This is a genomic window from Staphylococcus devriesei (genome assembly GCF_002902625.1).
In the GTDB taxonomy this organism is placed as follows: Bacteria; Bacillota; Bacilli; order Staphylococcales; family Staphylococcaceae; genus Staphylococcus; species Staphylococcus devriesei.
The window spans coordinates 23,003-44,830 of record NZ_PPRG01000051.1 but is presented as its reverse complement, the minus strand read 5'-3'; the positions used below and the strand labels follow the sequence as shown (position 1 = coordinate 44,830).

The 21,828-nt window shown below is 31.9% G+C and carries 18 protein-coding genes and 2 pseudogenes; 6 read left to right on the top strand and 14 right to left on the bottom strand.

Annotated elements, in window-relative coordinates:
- The 3 genes from pstA to phoU all read left to right on the top strand — a co-directional run bounded on the left by pstA (position 1) and on the right by phoU (position 2,543).
- Positions 1–921 (top strand): phosphate ABC transporter permease PstA, encoded by a 921-nt coding sequence (gene pstA, locus CD147_RS08585; RefSeq protein WP_103166987.1) that lies wholly within the window; start codon positions 1–3, stop codon positions 919–921.
- 92 nt (positions 922–1,013) lie between these two features.
- Complete coding sequence (gene pstB / locus CD147_RS08580) at positions 1,014–1,895, top strand: phosphate ABC transporter ATP-binding protein PstB (protein WP_103166986.1); 882 nt, start codon at positions 1,014–1,016, stop codon at positions 1,893–1,895.
- 9 nt (positions 1,896–1,904) lie between these two features.
- Positions 1,905–2,543, top strand: coding sequence for a phosphate signaling complex protein PhoU (gene phoU / locus CD147_RS08575; RefSeq protein WP_103167006.1), 639 nt, complete (start codon positions 1,905–1,907; stop codon positions 2,541–2,543).
- Between the two features lie 209 nt (positions 2,544–2,752).
- Here the strand turns inward: phoU and pepF are convergent, their stop codons facing one another.
- Complete coding sequence (pepF, locus tag CD147_RS08570) at positions 2,753–4,561, bottom strand: oligoendopeptidase F (RefSeq protein WP_103166985.1); 1,809 nt, start codon at positions 4,559–4,561, stop codon at positions 2,753–2,755.
- Between the two features lie 167 nt (positions 4,562–4,728).
- On the opposite strand from pepF, the gene CD147_RS08565 reads away from it, so the two are divergent.
- Positions 4,729–5,073: a hypothetical protein gene (locus CD147_RS08565; RefSeq protein WP_103166984.1), complete on the top strand. Its 345-nt coding sequence runs from the start codon at positions 4,729–4,731 to the stop codon at positions 5,071–5,073.
- A 73-nt stretch (positions 5,074–5,146) separates the two neighbouring features.
- Here CD147_RS08565 and CD147_RS08560 read toward each other — a convergent pair whose 3' ends face one another.
- The 12 genes and pseudogenes from CD147_RS08560 to CD147_RS08505 all read right to left on the bottom strand — a co-directional run bounded on the left by CD147_RS08560 (position 5,147) and on the right by CD147_RS08505 (position 18,892).
- Positions 5,147–6,160 (bottom strand): siderophore ABC transporter substrate-binding protein, encoded by a 1,014-nt coding sequence (locus CD147_RS08560; protein WP_103166983.1) that lies wholly within the window; start codon positions 6,158–6,160, stop codon positions 5,147–5,149.
- Positions 6,161–6,242: 82 nt separating this feature from the next.
- Complete coding sequence (locus tag CD147_RS08555) at positions 6,243–7,028, bottom strand: HAD-IIB family hydrolase (protein WP_103166982.1); 786 nt, start codon at positions 7,026–7,028, stop codon at positions 6,243–6,245.
- Positions 7,029–8,043: 1,015 nt separating this feature from the next.
- Positions 8,044–9,303: an aminoacyltransferase gene (locus tag CD147_RS08550; RefSeq protein ID WP_103166981.1), complete on the bottom strand. Its 1,260-nt coding sequence runs from the start codon at positions 9,301–9,303 to the stop codon at positions 8,044–8,046.
- A 17-nt stretch (positions 9,304–9,320) separates the two neighbouring features.
- A complete protein-coding gene (locus tag CD147_RS08545) occupies positions 9,321–10,583 on the bottom strand; it encodes an aminoacyltransferase (protein ID WP_103166980.1) in 1,263 nt (420 codons plus the stop codon).
- Between the two features lie 655 nt (positions 10,584–11,238).
- A complete protein-coding gene (trpA, locus tag CD147_RS08540) occupies positions 11,239–11,973 on the bottom strand; it encodes a tryptophan synthase subunit alpha (RefSeq protein WP_103166979.1) in 735 nt (244 codons plus the stop codon).
- Positions 11,966–13,177 carry a tryptophan synthase subunit beta gene (gene trpB / locus CD147_RS08535; RefSeq protein WP_103166978.1) on the bottom strand — a complete coding sequence of 404 codons (1,212 nt, stop codon included), beginning with the start codon at positions 13,175–13,177 and terminating at the stop codon, positions 11,966–11,968. Before trpB ends, trpA begins: the two co-directional genes overlap by 8 nt.
- Positions 13,152–13,805, bottom strand: a complete 654-nt coding sequence (locus CD147_RS08530; protein ID WP_103166977.1) for a phosphoribosylanthranilate isomerase — start codon at positions 13,803–13,805, stop codon at positions 13,152–13,154. The genes trpB and CD147_RS08530 overlap by 26 nt, the downstream gene beginning before the upstream one ends.
- Positions 13,802–14,583: pseudogene (trpC, locus tag CD147_RS08525) on the bottom strand (indole-3-glycerol phosphate synthase TrpC). The gene CD147_RS08530 and the pseudogene trpC overlap by 4 nt, the downstream one beginning before the upstream one ends.
- A gap of 1 nt (position 14,584) precedes the next feature.
- A pseudogene (gene trpD, locus CD147_RS08520) lies at positions 14,585–15,582 on the bottom strand (anthranilate phosphoribosyltransferase).
- Positions 15,557–16,156, bottom strand: coding sequence for an anthranilate synthase component II (locus tag CD147_RS08515; RefSeq protein ID WP_103166976.1), 600 nt, complete (start codon positions 16,154–16,156; stop codon positions 15,557–15,559). Before CD147_RS08515 ends, trpD begins: the two are co-directional and overlap by 26 nt.
- Positions 16,153–17,562: an anthranilate synthase component I gene (locus CD147_RS08510; protein ID WP_103166975.1), complete on the bottom strand. Its 1,410-nt coding sequence runs from the start codon at positions 17,560–17,562 to the stop codon at positions 16,153–16,155. The genes CD147_RS08515 and CD147_RS08510 overlap by 4 nt, the downstream gene beginning before the upstream one ends.
- Positions 17,563–17,854: 292 nt before the next feature.
- Positions 17,855–18,892, bottom strand: coding sequence for a M42 family metallopeptidase (locus CD147_RS08505; RefSeq protein ID WP_103166974.1), 1,038 nt, complete (start codon positions 18,890–18,892; stop codon positions 17,855–17,857).
- 152 nt (positions 18,893–19,044) lie between these two features.
- Between CD147_RS08505 and CD147_RS08500 the strand changes: the two genes are divergently transcribed.
- A complete protein-coding gene (locus tag CD147_RS08500) occupies positions 19,045–20,139 on the top strand; it encodes a prephenate dehydrogenase (RefSeq protein WP_103166973.1) in 1,095 nt (364 codons plus the stop codon).
- Between the two features lie 82 nt (positions 20,140–20,221).
- Here the strand turns inward: CD147_RS08500 and CD147_RS08495 are convergent, their stop codons facing one another.
- Positions 20,222–21,484: a Y-family DNA polymerase gene (locus CD147_RS08495; RefSeq protein WP_103166972.1), complete on the bottom strand. Its 1,263-nt coding sequence runs from the start codon at positions 21,482–21,484 to the stop codon at positions 20,222–20,224.
- A 146-nt stretch (positions 21,485–21,630) separates the two neighbouring features.
- Between CD147_RS08495 and CD147_RS08490 the strand changes: the two genes are divergently transcribed.
- On the top strand, positions 21,631–21,816 hold the full coding sequence (locus CD147_RS08490) for a 2-hydroxymuconate tautomerase (RefSeq protein ID WP_103166971.1): 186 nt from the start codon (positions 21,631–21,633) through the stop codon (positions 21,814–21,816).
- The last annotated feature ends 12 nt before the right edge of the window (positions 21,817–21,828 follow it).

Here is a 21,828-nt window from a genome sequence, read left to right as displayed (position 1 = left end):
ATGACGGCTACTACAGAGGCTAATTCTAAAATATTAGTAGATCAAAACAAAGTTGAAAAGAATATAACGAGTCGTAGTAAAAAAAATAAACTTAATAAATGGTTGTTTTTCGCTTGTATAGTAATCGCACTACTTGTACTTGTAGCTTTACTCGTTCAAACACTTGTCAAAGGGATTGGCTATTTGACACCTGACTTCTTTACTAGTTTCTCTTCATCTACACCATCACAAGCAGGTATTAAAGGTGCTTTAGCAGGAACTATCTGGTTAATGTTGAGTATCATTCCTATTTCAATCATTTTAGGTGTAGGAACAGCAATTTATTTAGAAGAGTATGCTAAAGATAATTTCTTTACTAGTTTCATGAAAGTTAGTATTTCTAACTTAGCAGGCGTACCTTCGATTGTATTCGGTTTATTAGGTTTAACTCTGTTCGTACGTGGCGGAGGTATTGAAGCATTATCATTAGGTAATAGTGTTATTGCAGCAGCATTAACCATGTCTTTACTTATACTACCAATTATAATTGTTTCAAGTCAGGAAGCTATTCGTGCAGTGCCTAACTCAGTACGTGAAGCTTCATATGGTTTAGGTGCTAATAAATGGCAAACAATAAGACGTGTCGTTTTGCCAGCATCATTACCTGGTATTTTAACAGGTTTCATCTTATCTCTATCTCGTGCATTAGGTGAAACAGCACCTTTAATTTTAATTGGTATTCCAACTATCTTATTAGCAACACCAACAAGTATTATGTCAATGTTTACAGCTTTACCAACTCAAATTTATACATGGGCTAAAATGCCACAAGCTGAATTCCAAAACGTTGCTTCAGGAGCAATTATCGTATTACTTGTTATCTTATTATTAATGAACGGCGTAGCGATATTCTTACGTAATAAGTTCTCTAGAAAATATTAATACTAACACTACTACACATAGCTTAAATTAGGGAATAGAGAAGGTAATGTTAATGAAACTTCCTTCTCTCAGATATAAAAGGAGTTTTAATAATGACAAATACAAACTTAAAAGAGAAAAAACAAGAAGTAGCAAAACACACGGATCGTTCACAAGAACCTGTTTCAACAGTAGTTTCTTCAAATGAGCATCAACACATTCAACATAATGATAGCGATAAAAAGGTCGTTTATTCTACTCAAAATTTAGATTTATGGTATGGAGATACACATGCACTCCAAAATATCAATTTAGATATTTTGGAAAATAATGTTACTGCTATTATCGGACCTTCTGGTTGTGGTAAATCAACATACATTAAAGCATTAAACCGTATGGTAGAATTAGTTCCTTCAGTGAAAACTGCTGGTAAAATTTTATACCGTGATCAAAATATTTTTGATGACAATTATTCAAAAGAAAAATTAAGAACTAATGTAGGAATGGTCTTCCAACAACCTAATCCATTCCCTAAATCAATTTATGATAATATTACTTACGGACCTAAAACACACGGTATTAAAGACAAAAAATTACTTGATGAAATTGTTGAAAAATCATTACGTGGCGCTGCAATATGGGATGAACTGAAAGATAGATTACACACAAATGCTTATGGCTTATCTGGTGGACAACAACAACGTGTTTGTATTGCTAGATGTTTAGCAATCGAACCAGACGTTATTTTAATGGACGAGCCTACATCAGCATTAGACCCAATTTCTACTTTAAGAGTAGAAGAATTAGTTCAAGAATTAAAAGAACGTTATTCTATTATTATTGTTACACACAACATGCAACAAGCTGCACGTGTATCTGATAAAACTGCATTTTTCCTTAATGGTTATGTTAACGAATACGACGACACTGATAAGATTTTCTCTAATCCTTCTGACAAACAAACTGAAGACTATATATCAGGACGTTTTGGTTGATATTCGATGATGACCATTATTAGACAGAAATACGAAGGCCAACTTGGCGATTTAATTAAAGATATTCGTCGACTTGGCCTTCGTGTTTATTTTAATATCGAAAATGCATTAGTGTCGTTGAGTGAAAATGATAGAAAATTTGCTAGAGAAATTATTGAAAAAGATAAAATGATTAATAACTTAGATTATGAAATTAATGAAAAAGTAATTATGCTAATTACAAAACAGCAACCTATCGCTACAGATTTAAGAATGATGATGTCGGCATTAAAAATTTCAACTGATTTTGAACGTATGGGAGATAACGCGGCAAATATTGCTCATATTCGTTTACGTGTGAAGATTACAGATCATTATGTGTTAACACGTTTAAAAACAATGGGGAAATTAGCTATGCTGATGTTACAAGATTTAGATAATGCTTTTAAGAATGAAGATATCACTTTAATTAAAGAAATCATTGAACGTGATCATGATATTGATGATTTATATGTGAATATTGTTAATACGACGTATCTTATCGATAATGATCCGTTTGTAGCTGCACAAGCACATTTGGCAGCACGTAACCTTGAGCGCGTAGGGGATCATGTAAGTAATATTGCCGAAAGTGTTTATTATTACTTTACTGGAGAATACTACGAATAAATTTTCTTCATAATAACCCAAATAAATAAAAAGCGAAGGGAGTGGGACGACGAAATCTAATGTAATTTCAAAGATTTCGTCGTCCCACCCCGGCAAGGTTGACTAGGAATGAAGAAAGTGAGGCTCGAACGCATCTTCATTTCAGACAACTACTGCCATAACTAAAGGCTGAACCATTTTTTTATTAATGGCTCAGCCTCTTTTATACGTTAATTTTGTTGTTCTATTTGGTCTGTTAATGTTTCGACCTCATCAACTAATTCTGATATATACTTAATTGTTGCTTTTAAAGGAGCATCGGTAGTAATATCTACGCCAGCAATTTTAGCTAGTTCGACTGGAGTTTTACTACCACCAGCTTTAAGTGTATTTAACCAAGCATCTACTGCAGGTTGGCCTTCTTGTTTAATTTTTTGAGAAACAACTGTACCAATCGTTAACCCTGCAGAATAAGTATATGAATATAATCCCATGTAATAGTGTGGTTGGCGCATCCATGTTAATTCGGCACTATTCGTTAATTCAACTGCGTCGCCAAAGAATTGTTCATAAACGTCTCGCATAATAGAATTAAGCACTGGAGCTGTTAACGATTCGCCATTGTCGACTTTATGATAAACTTCACGTTGATATGCTGCTTCGAGTAGGTGAGTTACCATATTATGATAATACGTACGTGATAATATTGAACCAATAACCCAACGTTTAAATTTAGGGTCTTCACTATTACTAAATAAATAATTGGCCATTAACATTTCATTCATTGTTGAAGGTGCTTCAACAAAATACATAGACGCCTCAGAATCTAATAGTTTTTGATGTTGTTGCGCAAGCGTAAAATGTCCTGCATGGCCTAACTCATGTGCTAACACAAACGTTTCTTCCATTTTACCAGTCCATGAAATAAAAACATATGAGTGGGTGAAATAAGGACTTGCGCAATAAGCACCAGTATCTTTTCCTTTGTTTTGAGCAAAATCAATCCAACGATGATTATACGCTTTATCAATCATTTGTGCATAATCATCGCCAAGTACATCTAATGCACCGTGAATATATTTTTTAGAATCTTCTACTGAAATTTCAGGTTCATAACTAGGATCTACCGAAATCTTTAAGTCTTCAAAACGCATTTTATCGAGCCCGTGAATTCGTTGTAATAACTTCGCATATTTCTGCATTACAGGAGCTAAATCACTCATGATTACATCAATTTGACGATTATACATTTCACGAGTCACTTCATGATCTTGTAATAAGTAGTCAATAACTGAATCATAACCTCTGAGGTCAGCTTCGATTTTTTCTTGTTGCACATGCTGATTATAAGTTGCAGCAGTCGTATGTTGGTATTTACGCAATGCATTATTAAAACTTTCAAAACTTTTTCTTCGGAATTCAGGATCTGGATTATCTTCATATTCATTTTCAAACGTAGCGTAATCCATTGGATAATTAATATGATTATGTTCGAATGATTCAAATGCAATATCTAACATTTTAGTAGTTCCATATAGTTCGTACGCACTCTGGAAAGTAGGCGACAGACTTGCTAACACTTCTTCAACTTCTGGTGATAATTGATATGGCTTTCTTTTAATTAACTTTTCAAGATAGTGAGGAACTTCTGAATGAGCCATGATACTTTCAATCTCGCTACTTGGTAATAATAAAATTTCAGATTCTACGAAGGATAATTGACTTGTTATTTTACCGTAACTAGTAGATAATTTAGCACTTAGTGTTTGAGCATCCTCACTTGAAGCATCTACACTTAATCTTAGTTCAGCATAGTTGCCTAAACGGTCTAACTGTATAAGTATTTCTTCAAATTCAACTAATGCTTTTTCAACTATATTTGCTTCTATTTTATCTTTATATTTTTGATTAAATGCTTTAGAAGCATCTAATACCTCTTTTAAAGTAGTATAAAACTGTTCATCACTTTCAAATAAGTCTTTTAAATCCCATGTTTCTTGCGTCGGAATATCTTTTCTGGATGGTAATCCTGTTGACATATATATCACTCCCTAAACTAAGTCTTACGCATATTATACACAATATATTTTTCAAACTCATTATTAAGCCTTTAGCCGGAGTTAGCGATTCATAGAAAAGTGTATAATTTATTTAAATAATATTGTATCATGAGTAAATAATTCATTTTATATGTTAGGAGAGTACTATGACTATATTTGATATGCCAAATTACCTTTGGGTTACTATAATAGCAATGATTATTTTAACTGTTTTTTGTGCACTTGTTTTGAAAAAATGGTTTGCAGCTGCAGTCATCACTTTTGTTGTGTTAGCTGTTTTAGCATTCTTTATACCAAATTTTTATGATATTTCATTCCAACCATTATTAGGTTATGCAGCATTTTTAGCAATCATTAGTTTAATCATTAGTTTCTTATTATGGTACTTTACAAAAAATTGGCGTCGTGAACGTAAAAAGAAACAATTAGAAAAAGAAATTCAGAAATATGAGCACGATGAACCTCAATATCGTCGACGTGATAGAAGATAAAATAAATAAAGCGAGTAGGCCACATTTGTGACTTGCTCGCTTTATTTATTTAGTAAAAGTGGAAGTGAAATACTTACTTTTTAAATGCCTTTTCAATTTTATCTAATTGTTCAATAGTAGTATTGATACCGCCCTCACTGAAATACCACGCATTTGTTTCGAATTGATAAATTTGATCATTTTTTACTGCTTTCATATTTTTAATTACATCATTGTCCAACACAGATGGTAATGTTTTGTCATCGCCATTTTTCGTACGATCTATAACCATTAATTTATCAGGATTAACTTTATTTAAATATTCATACGTAACTGTATTACCCGCTGAATTCTCTTTCATATTTTTATCAGCGTGTTGAATGCCTAAATCTTTATTTAAGAAACCACCGAATCGACCTGTAGAACCAAAGGCTTTAATTCCTTTATCATCTACATTTAAAAATAGAACCGTATCATTATTTATTACTTCTTTAGTTTTATTTACCTTATCACTTAATTGATTATTAAGCTCCTTAGCTTTATTTTCTTTTTTGAAAATCTTTCCTAACAACGTAGTATGATCTTTAATAGAATGAATATAGTTATTATTATTAGGACTAACAAATAATATTTTAGCATTTGGCGCTGCTTTCTTCATTTCATCAAGTGTTTTAGTATGTGCTTGTCTAAAAGAAGCAAAGATTACGTCAGGTTTAGATTTAGCTAAAGTGTCATAATTAGGTCTTCCAGGATTACCTAAATTGGGATACTTGCTATCTTTAAATTCAGAAAGGGAAGAGGGTAGAAATGATGCCCCTTTACCTTTAGCAATAGATACTACTTTGTCCTGTAGACCCATTTGTTGCATGATATCTAAGGCACCGTAGTCTAGTACAGCTACGCGGTCAGGATCAACTGGGACTTTAACTTTTTGAGTCTTACTTTCGCCACTACTATGCGTGTGTTTCTGATCTTTAAACTCATAAGTGTTCTCAACTGTAATGGTTTCCTTGTTAGAAGAAGACGTTGAATTGGATTTATTACTACACGCTATAAGTAATAATAGTGTAGTAATTAATAATATACTTAATTTAAATGTATTTTTCATAATGTAACCTCCTAGGCAACATTATAACATTATAATTGCAAATGATAATCTTTTTCAATAAAACTTATTAAAAATTTAATATTTACGAGTCCTTATATCTACTAATTAAAACGTCTAATGCTTTACTTACTGAGTTAACATTTGCCTCGACGATAGTAAATGAATTTTCATTTTCAAATAAAGAAGCACTTGTCTTACCGTCATTAATAAAATAAGCAGCTTGCGCATGATTTAGCATTTTAATATCATTATGATCATTTCCAAAAGCAATATATATTGGATTTGTGCCAAGTATATGAGCAATTGCAAAATATTTATTAATAGATTTAGCAGTGATATCAATATTCAATTCATTTGAATGATTAATTAGTTCTAGTTGTTTACCATTTGTAGCTAGATATGTAGCAATATCTTTAAAATTGTCTTGGCTAATATTTAATAATATAGTCTTAATAGGCGATTGAATATCATTTATTGAAAGCTTTTGAGCAAGACGATGAGGGTCTAAACGCTGATAAATAGTGTGAGTTGTAGCTACTTCAGCAGCATAGTTCCAATCATCATCGATAATATAATTTAAATTGTATTTTTCTATAATTTCCTTAATAAGCGCAAAATCTTCATTTATAATAGTTGCTAGTGTTTGAATATGATTATTTTCAGAAATAATCGAGCCATTGCCACCAATTAAAGTAAATTCATGAAATTGTGTGGGAAGTACGGGTAATAAGTCGCGAATTGGTCTTGCTGATGCAAAAATAATCCTATGACCCATGTTATGTAAACTAGAAAGTCGCTCTATAATTCTTTTATCTATATGACGGCCATCAAAACAAATCGTACCATCAATATCGAGGATGATGTTCATATATAAACTCCTTATATTACATATATACGTATATATGTATGTTATATAGAGAATTTTATCATAACATTGTAGTAATAAGTGTGTGAACGTAAACATAATACCGAAACAATTAAGTAGTTATTTAAACAATAAATTCTTATATTAATAAGAAAAGGAGTGGTCCCCTAAAGCTAGATACATAACTTCCTATAATATATATTATGTAAACTAAAATATTAAAAAATATCTATACTACTTTTTTTAACGCTGTCACGCCGGTTTCTGAGCATTTAAACTTCTTAAGCCGTGTAATTCATCTATAAAATTTTAATCTCTAATTTTATTACTATTGTAATAAAGAATTTTCTAGCTAATTTGTATTATACGCGTGTAGACGTTAAGTATGTACGTATGTTGGTCGTGAGTATGAGTTTTAAACTTTCAATACTTACTAATGACTAGTAATTTAATATCTAATTTAACGTACAAGACTAAGACATTAATAATTTACACTTTAAAGAATTAACAAGCTATGATCCAAAAAGCTTAAAGGTTTATAATCCTATTCAGTGTAATTATTAAATTTGCTAAAAACTACTTGTTACATTAGCATCTGTAACATCTGTTCAAATCGAAATTATTTCGATATAAAATCCTATCACTTTATTTCAGCTAAAATAACAATTTAGCAATAGTTTTATTTAACAAATAATTTAAATTTTTCTAAATAAAATAATTTGTCAATATTATTGATAAAAATTGCAAATGTGCTATTATAAAATTGTAGGAAACAACATGCTATAACACCTTAGATTTTTGCCTACAACAAACCGTAACTTGTTTCTAGCACTTGTTACGATAAAAACGAGGTAATAAAATCTTCGAAGTATCTTAGATTTTTATTACCTCGTTTTGGCAAGGTTATCGAGATATACGGAATGTATAATTTTAACGTTCTCCCTTTCTCCCTCAACCTTTGCTAGAAGTTTAGAGGCTAAGACATTTTTATCCAAATGTCCTAGCCTCTTCTTAAAAGTTATTTTTTTATTTTCTTACGAATGCTGTTTAAAGTTGTGAATAACCAGTATTTCACTTTATTAATTGGTTTATAAAAATCTCCAATCAATTCTTCAATATAAACATTAAATCCTCGTTTAAAGCGATAAACACCATAATCCTCACTATTTTCAGTAAAATCACCAGATAAACCATAGAAATTATAGCGATCATAACCATGTTCAAAGCAATAGTTCATCATATGCCAATGCATCATGTACGGTCCCATATAGTTGTTGTATTTCTCTGATGATCCTCCAGAAAAGTAATTCACTTCATAAGAATTCGCAAAGAAAATACCTGAAGCAAGATTTAAAATCTGACCATCTGTTTGACGTAATTCACTCGCATTTAAAAGTTCTTTTTTATCATGTTCAATTTGGCTATCTAAATCGGCAATTTTTCTTAATTGCTTATCATTTTTGTTCTCTTTTGCCATCATTTGGTCACGACGATTTTCTTTATCATTTAAAGCGTCTTGTAGTGATTTTATGTATTCGTCTAAATCGATATAAGCTAGCGGAACAAGAACTTTATCACCATAGGTATCAAAGAAATTGTAGAAATATTCATCAGTTTTTGATACAAAACCAGTACGCGCTTCTGTTTCACGATATAAATCTAAGAATAGATGGAATTCATCTCTTCCAAGGAATCTAACTTTAACCCCGTAGTTTATCGCTTTATTTATATTACGTTTACGTTGGCTATCAAATTGTTTTCTTAATGATGCAGGCGTTTCACCTTTTAAGTAACTAACACCCATCCATCTCGCCTGACTTGAAGTGTCATATTGAGTTGTAAAACCATGATGGTTATAACCATGTGATTTAAATAAATTAACAATCGCATCGTTTTTTTCACGACCTTCAACAGGTTTTACATCTTTATCATAGATTTGGTAAATCCAGTAAGGATCAAGTTTAACATATAAACATTGATGTTGATGTAAATACTTTTCTAATTCACGTAAATAGAAATCTGCAAGACCTAAGTCAGAGTAATCCATGACTGGCCCACGATTTGAATAATATACATAACTTCCCATTGTAGGTATTTTAGAAAAAAGACTAGCAGCAATAACTTTATTACTCTCATCTTTGACTCCTAACAATACTACTTGAAACCCATCATTTTCACGGGTTTGTATATTTTCTTTAGTTTGAAAATAATGGCTTTCCAATGATGGATTTTGTACAAAGTTTTCATACTCTTTTACTGTTAACTCTGTAAATTTCATATTAGTCTAATCCCCTCTTAATTAAATCTATTTTTTAACCCTTTGAGTGTTTTATAAACTGAATACATTGGCTTGTTAATCGGTTTCACAAAATCACCGACATATTCAATTACATCTGCGTTAAAGCCTTTTTTGAACTTTACAACTCCTGCGTCTTCAGCATCTTCACTGAAATGACCACTTATTCCATAGAAATTATATCTATCAATGCCATGCTCTAATGCATAGTTTATCATTGTCCATTGGACCGCATAGCTACCAGCAAAATGTCGATATTTATTAGAGGTTCCGCCAGCATAGTAAACCACTTCGAATGGGTTAATAAAGAAGAAACCAGCTGAAATTGGTAATTCATTACCATGTTCATTTTGTAATTCTGTTGCTTCATCAAGTTTTTGTTGATTAGCCTCTAATTGTTGTTCTAGATTAACCTGTTTATTTTGCGCCTTTTTATTTTCAGGACGTTTTTCTAAATCTTTGATAGCTTTATTTAAATCCTTATTCAAGGTATTTCTTTCATTTTGAAGTTCTTCAATGTATTCATCAAATTTAATATATGCTAATGGAACTAATACTCTATCTTTAAAATGTTTAAATCGAGTGTAATAGAAACTGTCCCCTCTATCTTTAAAATCTTTAGTTTCAGTAGTATCTTCCATAAATGATCTAAAGATTGGTAATTCTTTCTCAGTTAAAAATTTAACTTTAACACCATTTTTTTGAACTTTCTTAGTATTACGTTTTCGTAAACTGTCCATATTGTTTAAAATATCTTTAGCTGTTTTATCTTTTAAATCAAGCACAGAGTGGAATCTAATTTGTAGAAGAGAATCAAAACCTGTTGTAAATCCTTGGTGTTCAAATCCTAACTCTTTCATCTTATCAAATATCCAATCATTGCCTGCATTATCTGTAATTTCACCATCGTGATTACGATATTGATAAGGTAAATAAGGATCTACATTTACATACAAGCAATTATGTTGTTTTAAATATTTAGTTAATTCATTAAAGAAAAAGTGAACAAGTTCTTTATTTTCATAATCAATCACAGGCCCACGGTTTGAATAAAAATATTTAAAGAATTTCATTACAGGCACTGCTGTTAACATACACGCTGCAAGAACTTCATTATCTTTATTCTTAATACCAACTAGGTGAGTTTCTGTCTTTTCAGCAACCTTTACTTCATAATTTTCTACCGTTTGTGTAAAATGACTGTACGGCATTTTATCTGTAAAATCACCGAATTCAGTCGCTGTTAAATTTGTAAACTTCATTTTTTTATAACTCCCATTTTAAAGAATCTTTCTCTCTTGATGTTCACTATTTGCATTATAGTTTTAATAATTATTATATGTATCATTAATAAAAATTTTTATCTTTCTAATCTCATTAATTATACAATAGTTGACTATAAAACTGAAATAGAAACCATTTCTATAAGCGAATTATTAAACTACATGCTAATTAATAGGAAATGAAACAGAATTCTAATGTAATGTCGACGTTCTCATAGTCTCGCCCCACAAAGTTGCTTAAAGATGAAGAGATTAGGACAAAATTTTTAGAATTTGGCCAAAACTTAACGATAAGTCAAATTGTTTTTCAGATTTTATCAGACTGTGGTGACATCTTCCGAGACTCTTACTTTCGTGACCTCGTTTATACGGTTTCAACGAGAACGACGTTTAATGTCTTTAATCTTCGTTTCAAACGACTACTAACAAAATTAAAAGCTGATCCATTTTTTTTATTAATGTCTCAGCTTCTTATATAGTTATTATCTTGTCATTCATTCTAAATCATTTTGTTTTATTTTTCCAACCATTATAATGAGCATTCTTGTGAAATATAGATTATGAACTTCTCGCATTATAATTTAATACGTCACAATCTATAATATTATGGAAGTTTGTTGTTGTTTTAAATCACTTATTTATATAAATCAAGTGTGTGTCTAATCTCATTTAGATATGTTTCAAATTCTATTTTATTTCCTTTATCTATACGGCGTACGATTTCACTTCCAATTACAATGCCATCCGCTACAGTAGCTATACTACGTACATGTTCAGGTGTTCGAATGCCGAAGCCAGCTACTACTGGAATAGAAGTGTATTCTTTTATCTTATGCAACTTTTCTTTTAGTTCAGGGTGAAACGTACCGTTTTCTCCAGTTGTTGCATTCATAGTTACGGTGTAAACAAACCCTTCAGCACTTTTAGCAATCGTTTTGATTCTATCAGGTGAGGCAGTCATTGCTATAAGCGAGATAATCTTTACAGAGAATTTAGACACTTTAGCTTTTAATTGCTCTGTTAATTCAAATGGTAAATCTGGAATAATTACTCCATAAACATTTACATTTTGACATCTTTGAAAGAATGCTTCATCGCCATAAGACAATATAATATTATAGTAAGTCATTAAAACATATTTATTTTTAATTTCATCCTTGTGCTTTTCTAATTCATCAAAAATGTAATCAATTGTTACACCTTCTTCAATTGCCTTATTACCTGCTTTCATAATTGCTGGTCCATCTGCTACTGGATCTGAAAAAGGAACCCCGATCTCTATAATATCCGCACCGTGTTTATCTAGTAATTTAACGTTTTCGATAAAATCTTTCGTTCCCATTAAATATGGTATAAATAATTTAGTCATGTGACTCACCTCTTTCTTCAATATATTGACGAATTGTCTCCATATCTTTGTCTCCCCGACCTGAAACAGTCACCACTATGATTTGGTTCTTATCCATCGTTGGTGCTAACTTTTCAACGTAACTAAGCGCATGTGCACTTTCAATTGCTGGAATAATACCTTCACATTGACTGAAGCGGATAAGTTCTTCCATAGCCTCTTCATCGCTAGCATTTTCATATTGAACTCTTCCTATATCGTGATAATATGAATGTTCTGGCCCTATGCCCGGGTAATCTAAACCTGCTGAGATAGAATGTGCTAATTCAATTTGACCATAATCATCTTGGATAAGGTACATCTTAGAACCATGGAGTACACCTGGGCGCCCTTTTCCAATAGCCAAAGCGTGTTTGTCTGTATTCACACCTTTGCCAGCTGCTTCAATACCATAAAGTTTTACATCATCTAGAATAAATGGATAGAACGTGCCAATTGAATTTGAGCCACCACCTACACAAGCAACGACTGCATCTGGTAAACGCCCTTCTTTATCAAATATTTGAGTTTTAATCTCTTGTCCAATTACACTTTGGAAATCTCTAACCATAGTTGGAAATGGGTCCGGTCCTAAAGCAGATCCTAATAAATAATGTGTATCGTCTACATGACTCACCCAATACTGTAGTGCTTTATTTACCGCATCCGATAATGTGCCCTGTCCGTCATCTACTGCTTCCACTTTCGCGCCGAGCAATTCCATTCTAAATACATTAAGTTGTTGACGTTTAATGTCTTCTCTTCCCATAAATACTATGAGTTCCATATCGAAGAGTGCTGCAACGGTTGCGCTCGCTACTCCGTGTTGTCCTGCACCAGTTTCAGCAACCAACTTATTTTTTCCCATACGTTTAGCAAGTAACGCTTGTCCTATCGCGTTATTAATCTTATGTGCCCCGGTATGATTTAAATCTTCTCTTTTTAGATATATTTTTGCTCCACCTAATTGTTCAGTGTAGGATTTAGCATATGTTAACGGCGTTTCTCTACCTACGTAGTCTTTTAAATAATACGCAATTTCTTTTTGAAATTCTTCGTCTTGCTTGGCTTTATGATAGGCTTGTTTTAATTCAATAATAGCTGGCATCAAGGTTTCGGGTACATATTGCCCCCCATATTCTCCGAAAAATCCTAATTCATCAGCTTCTGTTTGTATTTTTTTCATCTTTTAACGCTCCTTTAACTAATTTAATGATAGTAATCATTTTGTTTTTATCTTTATCTCCTGCTATTTCTATGCCGCTCGATATATCATATCCCGCATGTTTGAGACCCATTTTCTCTATTTGTATGATCTTATTAGCATTTATACCTCCAGCAATTAAATAAGGTACTTTAATATTAATATGATTTAATAAGCTCCAATCAAAAGACTCTCCAGTACCGCCATATTGAGTTGAAGGGGTATCAATAATAAATAAATCTACGACGTCTTTATATAATTCCATAGTTTCTTCAATTTTATTATTAGCTGGTAAGGCTTTAATTGTCTTAATATTCTTAAAATTTATTTTAATATTTTTTATAAATTTTGATGATTCTTTTCCATGAAATTGAATCGTATTAATTGTTGTATTTTCAACTAAATCTTTTACTTTTTGAAAAGTAGGATTCACTACTACCACGACTTTTTCAATATTATTAGCAATAAGAAGTGACATTCTGTTTATCTGATTGATATCAACATGTCTTTTGCTTTTAGGGTAATGTATAAAGCCGACCATATCTATATTGAGTGAATTGACTTTTTGAATATCTTCTTCCGTCTTGAATCCACAAAATTTTAATATCATATGTTCACCTTATGTAGCTTAAGGTTTGGCATAAATAATGATAAATCCTCACAATTCATCAGGGCACCACCAATTAATAAACCATCGATCCCAGAATTAACTATATTTTGAACATCATTAACTGAATTAACCCACTTTCAGAAATATAGTAATGACCAGGTTGTTTACATTGTAATATTTGATTCGTGTGTTCGACGTCAGTCACAAATGTTTTTAAATCTCTATTATTTATTCCAATAATTTTAGCATTTAAGCGATATGCTCTTTCTAGTTCTTCTTTATCATGTACTTCCACCAATACTTCTAACCCTTTAGAGGTCGCATAGTTATATAATTGTGCTAATTGCGTATCTGTTAAAATATTAACAATTAACAGTACAATAGATGCTCCAGCTTTTTTAGCAACATCTATTTGAAGCGGATCTACAATAAAATCTTTACATAATACTGGTAAAGTTGTTTTAAGAGAAAGTTTTTGCAACCTTTCAAAGCTTCCACCGAAATACTTTTCATCGGTTAGCACTGAAATAGCATTTGCGCCATAAAGTTCGTAATCTTGGACCTGTTGAACTAAATTACGTTCTTGAAAAGCTTTTACTGAAGGACTTTTAGATTTTATCTCTGCTATAATACTCAAATCATTGTTCTTTTCTAGCACTTTGGATAACAAAGATTTAATAGGCAAATTAATTTCGTTTAATGTTTTAAGCTTAGACGTATAATATCCTTCATTTAACAAATGTATTTTATAATTTACAATCTCATTTAGAATCGTCATATTAATTGCCCTCCATGACTAAACATTGTTTCATGGCACAACCACTATCAATTAAATCTCAGCCAATTTTATTCCTGCTTTAATCGTTTCTACTTTTCCAGATACATAAAGAGCTAATGCTGAATTTAAAACGACTACATCCCTTTTACATGTTTTATCGTATCCACTAAGAATGTTGAGTGTGATAGTTCTATTGTCTTTAGGTGTGCCGCCTTGCAGTTCATTATTATCAGCATATTTCAGACCATAATCTGTAGCATTTAAATAATAATGCTCGATTGTGCCATTTTCTGTTATTTCATAGATTTCGTTATCTCCAGAAAGCGATGCTTCATCCATACCGTTTGCGCCGTGTATAACTATAGCGCGTCGTCGACCTAAATCTCTTAAAGTCTCAGCCACCATTTTTAACTTAGTAGGATCGTAGACGCCCATCACTTGGTAAGATAATTTGAAAGGATTGATTAAAGGTCCTACTAAATTGAATATCGTTGGCATACTTATCGTCTTTCTCAGAGGTTGAATATATTTCATTATTGGATATGATTGTGTCGCGCTAATAAATGCTAAGCCTTTTTCTTGTACTTGAAAAGGCACTTCCGACACATTAGTCGTAGCAATATCTAACTCTTGAAGTAAATCTGTACTTCCAGAGTTTGAAGTTATACTTTTATTACCATGTTTAATCACCGGAATACCTGCACTTGCCACTACAAATGCTACGGTAGTAGAAATATTGAAGCTATTCGATTGATCTCCGCCTGTGCCACATACACATATACTGCCTTCGTATGTTGGTTGTTGTGGGTACATAATTCGTATTAAGCTATTCACTACATAAGTCAATTCTTGATGTTGAATGTCTTTCTTAGTGAATTGCAGTAAAGCTTCAACCTTTTTATCATTATCAATGGTTGGATTAATTAAATATTCAATAAATTGAGTGATTTCTTGTTGAGTTAACATATGAAATTTACTGAGTTGCGCTAAGTTTTCCATTTATGATGCCCCTTTCACTAACGATGTTGATGAAATTTTGAATGATTTGAGTGCCGAATTCTGTCGCGAATGATTCAGGATGGTATTGAATACCATAATGAAGCTTTTTAGTGTCTTCAAAAGATTGTAGCGCATCTTTACTTTCGCCAGTAACTGTTAAATTAGGTGGAAAAGTTTTGATATCACTAACAAGTGAATGGTAACGCATAATTTTAAATTCTTTAGGTAGACCTTGGTATAAACTTGTTTCATGGCTTACTTTCATAATATCTACTTTGCCATGCATAACCTTTTCTCCTTGAATAACCTTGCCTCCGTAATAACAAGTTAAAGCTTGCGCACCTAAACATACGCCTAAAATAGGCAATGTTTGATACGTTTCAATAATTTTCATTAAACAATCTGTATCTAATGGGTGTCCCGGCCCTGGTGAGATGATGACGCCGTCAACCTTAGACGTATAAGTCAATACATCTTCATCATCAGGATATTTAATAATGGTTTCTTCTATTTGATTGACGATATCTACTAAGTTATAGGTAAAAGAATCATAGTTATCTATCACTAATATCATGGTGTCACCTCTAATAAACTTTTAGCTTTTAATCTCGTTTCTTCTAATTCTTTTTCAGGGATGGAATCGTAAACTACTCCACACCCTGCTTCAACTTCTACAGTGGTATCATCGATAAGCATTGTTCTAATCGCTAAGGCGAAATCTAAATTTTGATTACAATTTATGTAGCCTATACCTCCACTATAGATTCCTCTTTTATAAGGATGAACTTCATATATACGTTCTATTGCTCTTAGTTTTGGAGCTCCAGATACCGTACCTGTTGGTAATAAATTAGCTATAATTGTCATAGGAGACAATTCCTTTTTAATTTTTCCTTTTACTTCACTTACAAGATGTATAACGTGTTCATATTTTTCTATTTCCATCAGTTTTGTTAATTGCGATGTACCAGTAACGCTCACTCTATGAATATCATTACGCCCTAAATCCACTAGCATGCTATGCTCACTTTTTTCTTTTTCATCTGCTAATAACTGTTGCGCATTTCGGTCATCCTCTTCAGGCGTTTGTCCTCTTCTTATCGTTCCAGCTATTGGGTTAGTGATAACTTCTCCGTTATGCACAGCAACGAAACTTTCAGGAGAACTACCAACAATCATGTCGTCATCCATGTTAATGTAGTACATATACGGACTAGGATTTTGTCGTTTTAAATTTTGATACAGTTGATAGCTTAATCGATATTTATCTTGTCCGAAGTGATGTTGATAACTGTAAATCCTTGAAGGTACGACTTGAAACATATCTCCTTCAGTAATTTTTTGCTTTAGGTATTTAACTATTTCTATAAACTTGCCGTTCGAAATATTAGGAACTATTTCAGATCGTTTAGGTGGCGAGATATAGTTTTCTTCATAAACTTTTATTTGAGACAATGCCTTAACATTCTTTTTCACTCTAGATTTTAGCTGTTTACTATTATCTTTTGAGAATTGATTAGTTGCTATTACATACAAATTTTCTTTGTAATGGTCAAAGACATACACATCTTCAATCATATAAAATCTTACGTCATAATTTTTGTTATTTTCATTTACTACTTTTTTCTTCAAAATTGGGAATTCATGTCTTACTAAATCAAAACTGCAACTACCGATAAATCCAGAAATAAAAGGCAATTGTTTTAATTTATCATCTGTAATTGTATGATTGAAGCGGTTAATATAGTCTTTCAAATAACTATATGGATCATCAATTATCACTGTAGTTGCATCACGAGTTATAATTTTTAATTCTTTGTCAGTCAGTGTTAATGTTCCATAATTATCAAATGCTACGATAGAATATCTGCCCTTCACTTGCTGTTGACTTGCACTTTCTAAAATAATTTTCTTTTCTTTTAAATCACCTAGAACTTCTGGGGTGATTTTTGCTTTTAAAACTTCATAATAAAATTCCATATTTAATCCTTTCTCCACAAAAAACGTCAACATCCTTGTCTGCAAGGACGCTGACGCGTGGTACCACCTTAATTAACTAAATATTTTAAATAATCAAAATATTTAAAGTTCACTCATTTTGTATTTAATTGTCTTCGTATAAACCCAATTTCATTATTAAAGGTGTCAGTTTACATCAACCATTAGCTTTCTTCTTACTACAAATTATATCGCCTACTAAATTAACAGAATTGTGTAATAATTCTTATATTTCAGTATAATACACACTTATAATTTATTTGTCAATACTCCTCTATAAATTGATTGGAGATAAACAATATGCGTACAGTAAATCTTGAGTTGCCTTTATTGATTCAATATGAGTACGTTCAAGTGCATGCGAAGATTCAATTCCTGCACCAAATAACCCGTGACGAATATCTGCTCCGGCTTTTAACGCAGCTGAAGCATCTGAGCTATAATAAGGATAAATATCAATCTTATAAGGAATATCATGAAGCCTACACAGATTAACTAAATGCGATTTTAGACCTTTATGATATGGTCCCGAGCCATCTTTAGCATAGATAGAAACAGTATATTCATCAGACGCTTGACCATCTCCTAGGGCGCCCATATCAAAAGCTATAAATTCTATGATATTCGGTGAAATAGACGCGTTGGCTCCATAGCCAATTTCTTCATTATTTGAGATATAAAATTGAGTTGTATGAGGTAACTTAATATTCTCCATTTTAAGCTTTTTAAGTAACTCCATTATCATTGCTACACTTGCTTTATCATCTAGGTGTCGAGATTTGATGAAACCTGAAGAAGTAATTTGAGTTCTAGGATCAAAACTTACAAAGTCCCCTACTTCTATCCCTAAATTTCTAGTTTCTAATGCAGACGTAGTCTTCTCATCTATACGAATTTCCATATGTTCTATGTCTCGTGGAATTTGATGATTATCTTTATAGACATGAACGCTAGTTTCGTGCAAACAAATTGTCCCAGTATACACTTCACCAGCTTCAGTTTGAATTTCACAATATTCACCTTCAATAGCATTATAAGTGAAACCGCCAATTAAGCTAATGGCTAAACGACCATCTTCCTTTACTTCTTTAACCATTGCTCCTAATGTATCTACATGTGCCGTAATACATCTTTGCATTTCATCATCTTCACCCTGAGCTGTAATAATCAATGCACCTTTGTTAGTGAGTTGAGTTGGATAGCCTAAATGTTCTATGTTCTTCTTAACATAGTTAATAGCATCTTTAGCATTTCCTGATGGACTATTAATCTCGGTTAGTTCTTGTATAGTTTGTAATATTGTTTCACTCATTCAAATTCCCCCTCTATGTTAATAATATTTATTGTCATTTTATCTTATTTATAATCCTATCTCTATTATTTCGTTATTCTCTTATTGTTTAAAGTGTAAGTCTAATTTACAATATTTATATTCTGAAAATTTTGAAATAAGGTGATTCTATTATGGTTAAACATATTTTATTCGTAGGTCTAGGATTAATTGGTGGCAGCTTAGCTAGTAATTTAAAGTTTTATAGACCAAATATTAAAATTTCAGCTTTTGATACTAATATTAGCCAATTACACAAGGCTTTATCCATGAAGATTATAGACACTATTGTTGATGATTATGCTACTGGCGTTAAAGATGCAGATGTAATTATATTTGCTACGCCTGTTCAACAAACTGACAACTATTTAAAAGAATTGCCTAATTATCAAACTCGTCCCCGTCTCATTATCACAGATACTGGTAGTACTAAATTAACTATTCAAAGACACGAAGACAATCTTTTAAAACACAATATTCATCTGGTTAGTGGCCATCCTATGGCAGGTAGTCACAAATCTGGAGTTTTAAATGCTAAAAGTCGTCTGTTTGAAAACGCCTATTATATTTTAATTTATAATAATCCACTCAATGATAAAGCTGCAGAGATTTTACAAGAATTATTATTGTCAACTTCAGCTAAGATTATAACTTCTTCAGCTGAAGAACATGATTTTGTAACTAGCATTGTGAGCCATGTCCCTCATATTTTGGCAGCAAGTTTAGTACATGTGAGTGAAAGAAATACATTTAAGCATCCTTTAATCAAACAATTAGCAGCCGGTGGTTTCAGAGATCTAACACGTATAGCTAGCAGTAATGCTAACATGTGGAAAGATATTACACTAAGTAATAAAGAGAATATCTTACAAGGCCTAGAAATGATTCAACAGCAAATTAAAGATATTTCTAATCATATTAAAAATAAGGACTCTAAAGAAATATATAACTTTTTTAACAATGCGAAAAAGTATAGAGATCAATTACCTGTTAAACAACAAGGTGCCCTAAATACTGAGTATGCTCTGTATATTGATATTCCGGATAAAGTGGGTATGATAAGTAAAATTACCACTATATTAAGTTTACATAATATTTCTATAAGTAACTTAAAAATTGTCGAAAATCGCGAAGATATCTTAGGCGCATTACAAATTTACTTTAAAACTCCTACACATCGAGACTTGGCTATTAAAGTATTGAGTGAATTCGAAACGCATATTTTATAAATAGAAGCATCCTCCTTTCATGCAATGCTACTTCGATAACTCTCGAATTGTAGCATTAGCAATTAATTTGGAGGATGCTTTTCTACATTTTATGTCCTGCCATTAATCCTAAACGTCCATGCTTCGTTCCTGGGTCAGTATATGAAATAGCCTTAGATACAATGCCTTTTCCATATTTACTTTGTAAATAATCAATCGTTTTAGCTAGTTTTTCATCTCTTCTTCTTGCATATTCGTCAATAAATAAGTTTAGTTGTCTATCATTTTCACTAATTAATTGTGTGAGCGATACGCTAAGCGTTCGATAAAGTGCTTGCTTATCACACAGTCGATTAGCATAATAATTAACTACTTTAAAAATGTCTTTTTCTAAATTAGTAGCATCAGTCAAAGTATATTGTTTGTGTACGCCACCGCCTTCGGTATATCCAAATGAAAAGTGAATTGTACGCGCTAATTGCTTGCGTGCTCTTATGCGACTTGCCACATCTTCTATGAGTTCTTGCATTACTACTTTAGTTTCTTCAAATTGATAATCTCTCATCAAAATTTGACTTTTACAGATTGAGGGATTGGTAATATTATATTTTTCTCTCACTTTACTTTGATCAATACCATTGGCATGTAAATGCATATCAGTTCCTAAAATTCCAAAGTCCCTTTTTAAATATCTATAAGAATATTGTGCTAAGTCTCCTACCGTAATAATCCCTTTTTTATTTAACTTCATCTCAGTTTTTTTATTTATTCCCCAAAACTCTCTTAGTGGCTTTATTTTCCATAATTTCTGTGGTACATCTTGGTAACGCCATTCAGTAATACCATTTTTTGTATGTTTAGCTTCAATATCCATGGCGACTTTACTTAACAGCATATTGGAGCCAATGCCTATCGTACAATATATACCTGTTTTATCTTTAATTTCCTGTTGCAATCGTTCAGCAAATGAAATTACTGTAGAATTAAAACGGTGATAGCTATTCGTCACATCCATAAAAAATTCATCGATACTATACTGATGTAAGTCTTCTCCCGGAATATATTGCAATGCAATTTTAGAAATTTCAATTGATACTTCTAAATATTTTCGCATACTAGGATTAATAATATAAATATCATTTCGATGTGGAATTTCAAATAATCTTGAGCCTGTTTTTATCCCAATTTCCTTTAATTTAGGAGTCGCCGCTAAAACTACCGAACCTTGTCTTTTAGTATCGGCTACTACAGCTAATTTGGCTCTTAACGGATCTAAACCTTTCTCAAGACACGCTACACTCGCAAAAAAACTCTTTTGATCAATACACAATACATCTCTGTCTTCCAGTAAATTATAGTCATACACTTTAGCAACCTCCCTTAGACACTTTCATTATATACGAACATTTGTTCTATTTCAATATATAAAAGAACTAATGTTCTATTATTTCCATGGAGTGATTTCTAAAAAAGTGCTATAATAACTATAAATTCAGAAAAGGAGGCCTATATATGCCAATTGTAAATGTTAAATTACTTGAAGGACGTTCTGATGAACAATTAAAAGATTTAGTAACAGAAGTTACAAACGCTGTAGAAAAAACGACTGGTGCTAATCGAGAAGCCATCCATGTAGTTATTGAAGAAATGCAAAAGAACCATTATGGTGTTGGTGGAGTAAGAAAATCTGATAATTAATGTAAGGTTTAC

Coding starts and splice junctions, on each gene's coding strand:
- CD147_RS08555 (WP_103166982.1), bottom strand. CDS start 7,028: ATGAACATCATCCTCGATATTGATGGTACGATTTGTTTTGATGGCCGT.
- CD147_RS08560 (WP_103166983.1), bottom strand. CDS start 6,160: ATGAAAAATACATTTAAATTAAGTATATTATTAATTACTACACTATTA.
- CD147_RS08545 (WP_103166980.1), bottom strand. CDS start 10,583: ATGAAGTTTACAAATTTAACAGCGACTGAATTCGGTGATTTTACAGAT.
- pstA (WP_103166987.1), top strand. CDS start 1: ATGACGGCTACTACAGAGGCTAATTCTAAAATATTAGTAGATCAAAAC.
- CD147_RS08530 (WP_103166977.1), bottom strand. CDS start 13,805: ATGATATTAAAATTTTGTGGATTCAAGACGGAAGAAGATATTCAAAAA.
- CD147_RS08500 (WP_103166973.1), top strand. CDS start 19,045: ATGGTTAAACATATTTTATTCGTAGGTCTAGGATTAATTGGTGGCAGC.
- trpA (WP_103166979.1), bottom strand. CDS start 11,973: ATGACTAAATTATTTATACCATATTTAATGGGAACGAAAGATTTTATC.
- phoU (WP_103167006.1), top strand. CDS start 1,905: ATGACCATTATTAGACAGAAATACGAAGGCCAACTTGGCGATTTAATT.
- CD147_RS08510 (WP_103166975.1), bottom strand. CDS start 17,562: ATGGAATTTTATTATGAAGTTTTAAAAGCAAAAATCACCCCAGAAGTT.
- CD147_RS08505 (WP_103166974.1), bottom strand. CDS start 18,892: ATGAGTGAAACAATATTACAAACTATACAAGAACTAACCGAGATTAAT.
- CD147_RS08550 (WP_103166981.1), bottom strand. CDS start 9,303: ATGAAATTTACAGAGTTAACAGTAAAAGAGTATGAAAACTTTGTACAA.
- CD147_RS08490 (WP_103166971.1), top strand. CDS start 21,631: ATGCCAATTGTAAATGTTAAATTACTTGAAGGACGTTCTGATGAACAA.
- trpB (WP_103166978.1), bottom strand. CDS start 13,177: ATGAAAAAAATACAAACAGAAGCTGATGAATTAGGATTTTTCGGAGAA.
- CD147_RS08565 (WP_103166984.1), top strand. CDS start 4,729: ATGACTATATTTGATATGCCAAATTACCTTTGGGTTACTATAATAGCA.
- pstB (WP_103166986.1), top strand. CDS start 1,014: ATGACAAATACAAACTTAAAAGAGAAAAAACAAGAAGTAGCAAAACAC.
- CD147_RS08515 (WP_103166976.1), bottom strand. CDS start 16,156: ATGATATTAGTGATAGATAACTATGATTCTTTTACCTATAACTTAGTA.
- pepF (WP_103166985.1), bottom strand. CDS start 4,561: ATGTCAACAGGATTACCATCCAGAAAAGATATTCCGACGCAAGAAACA.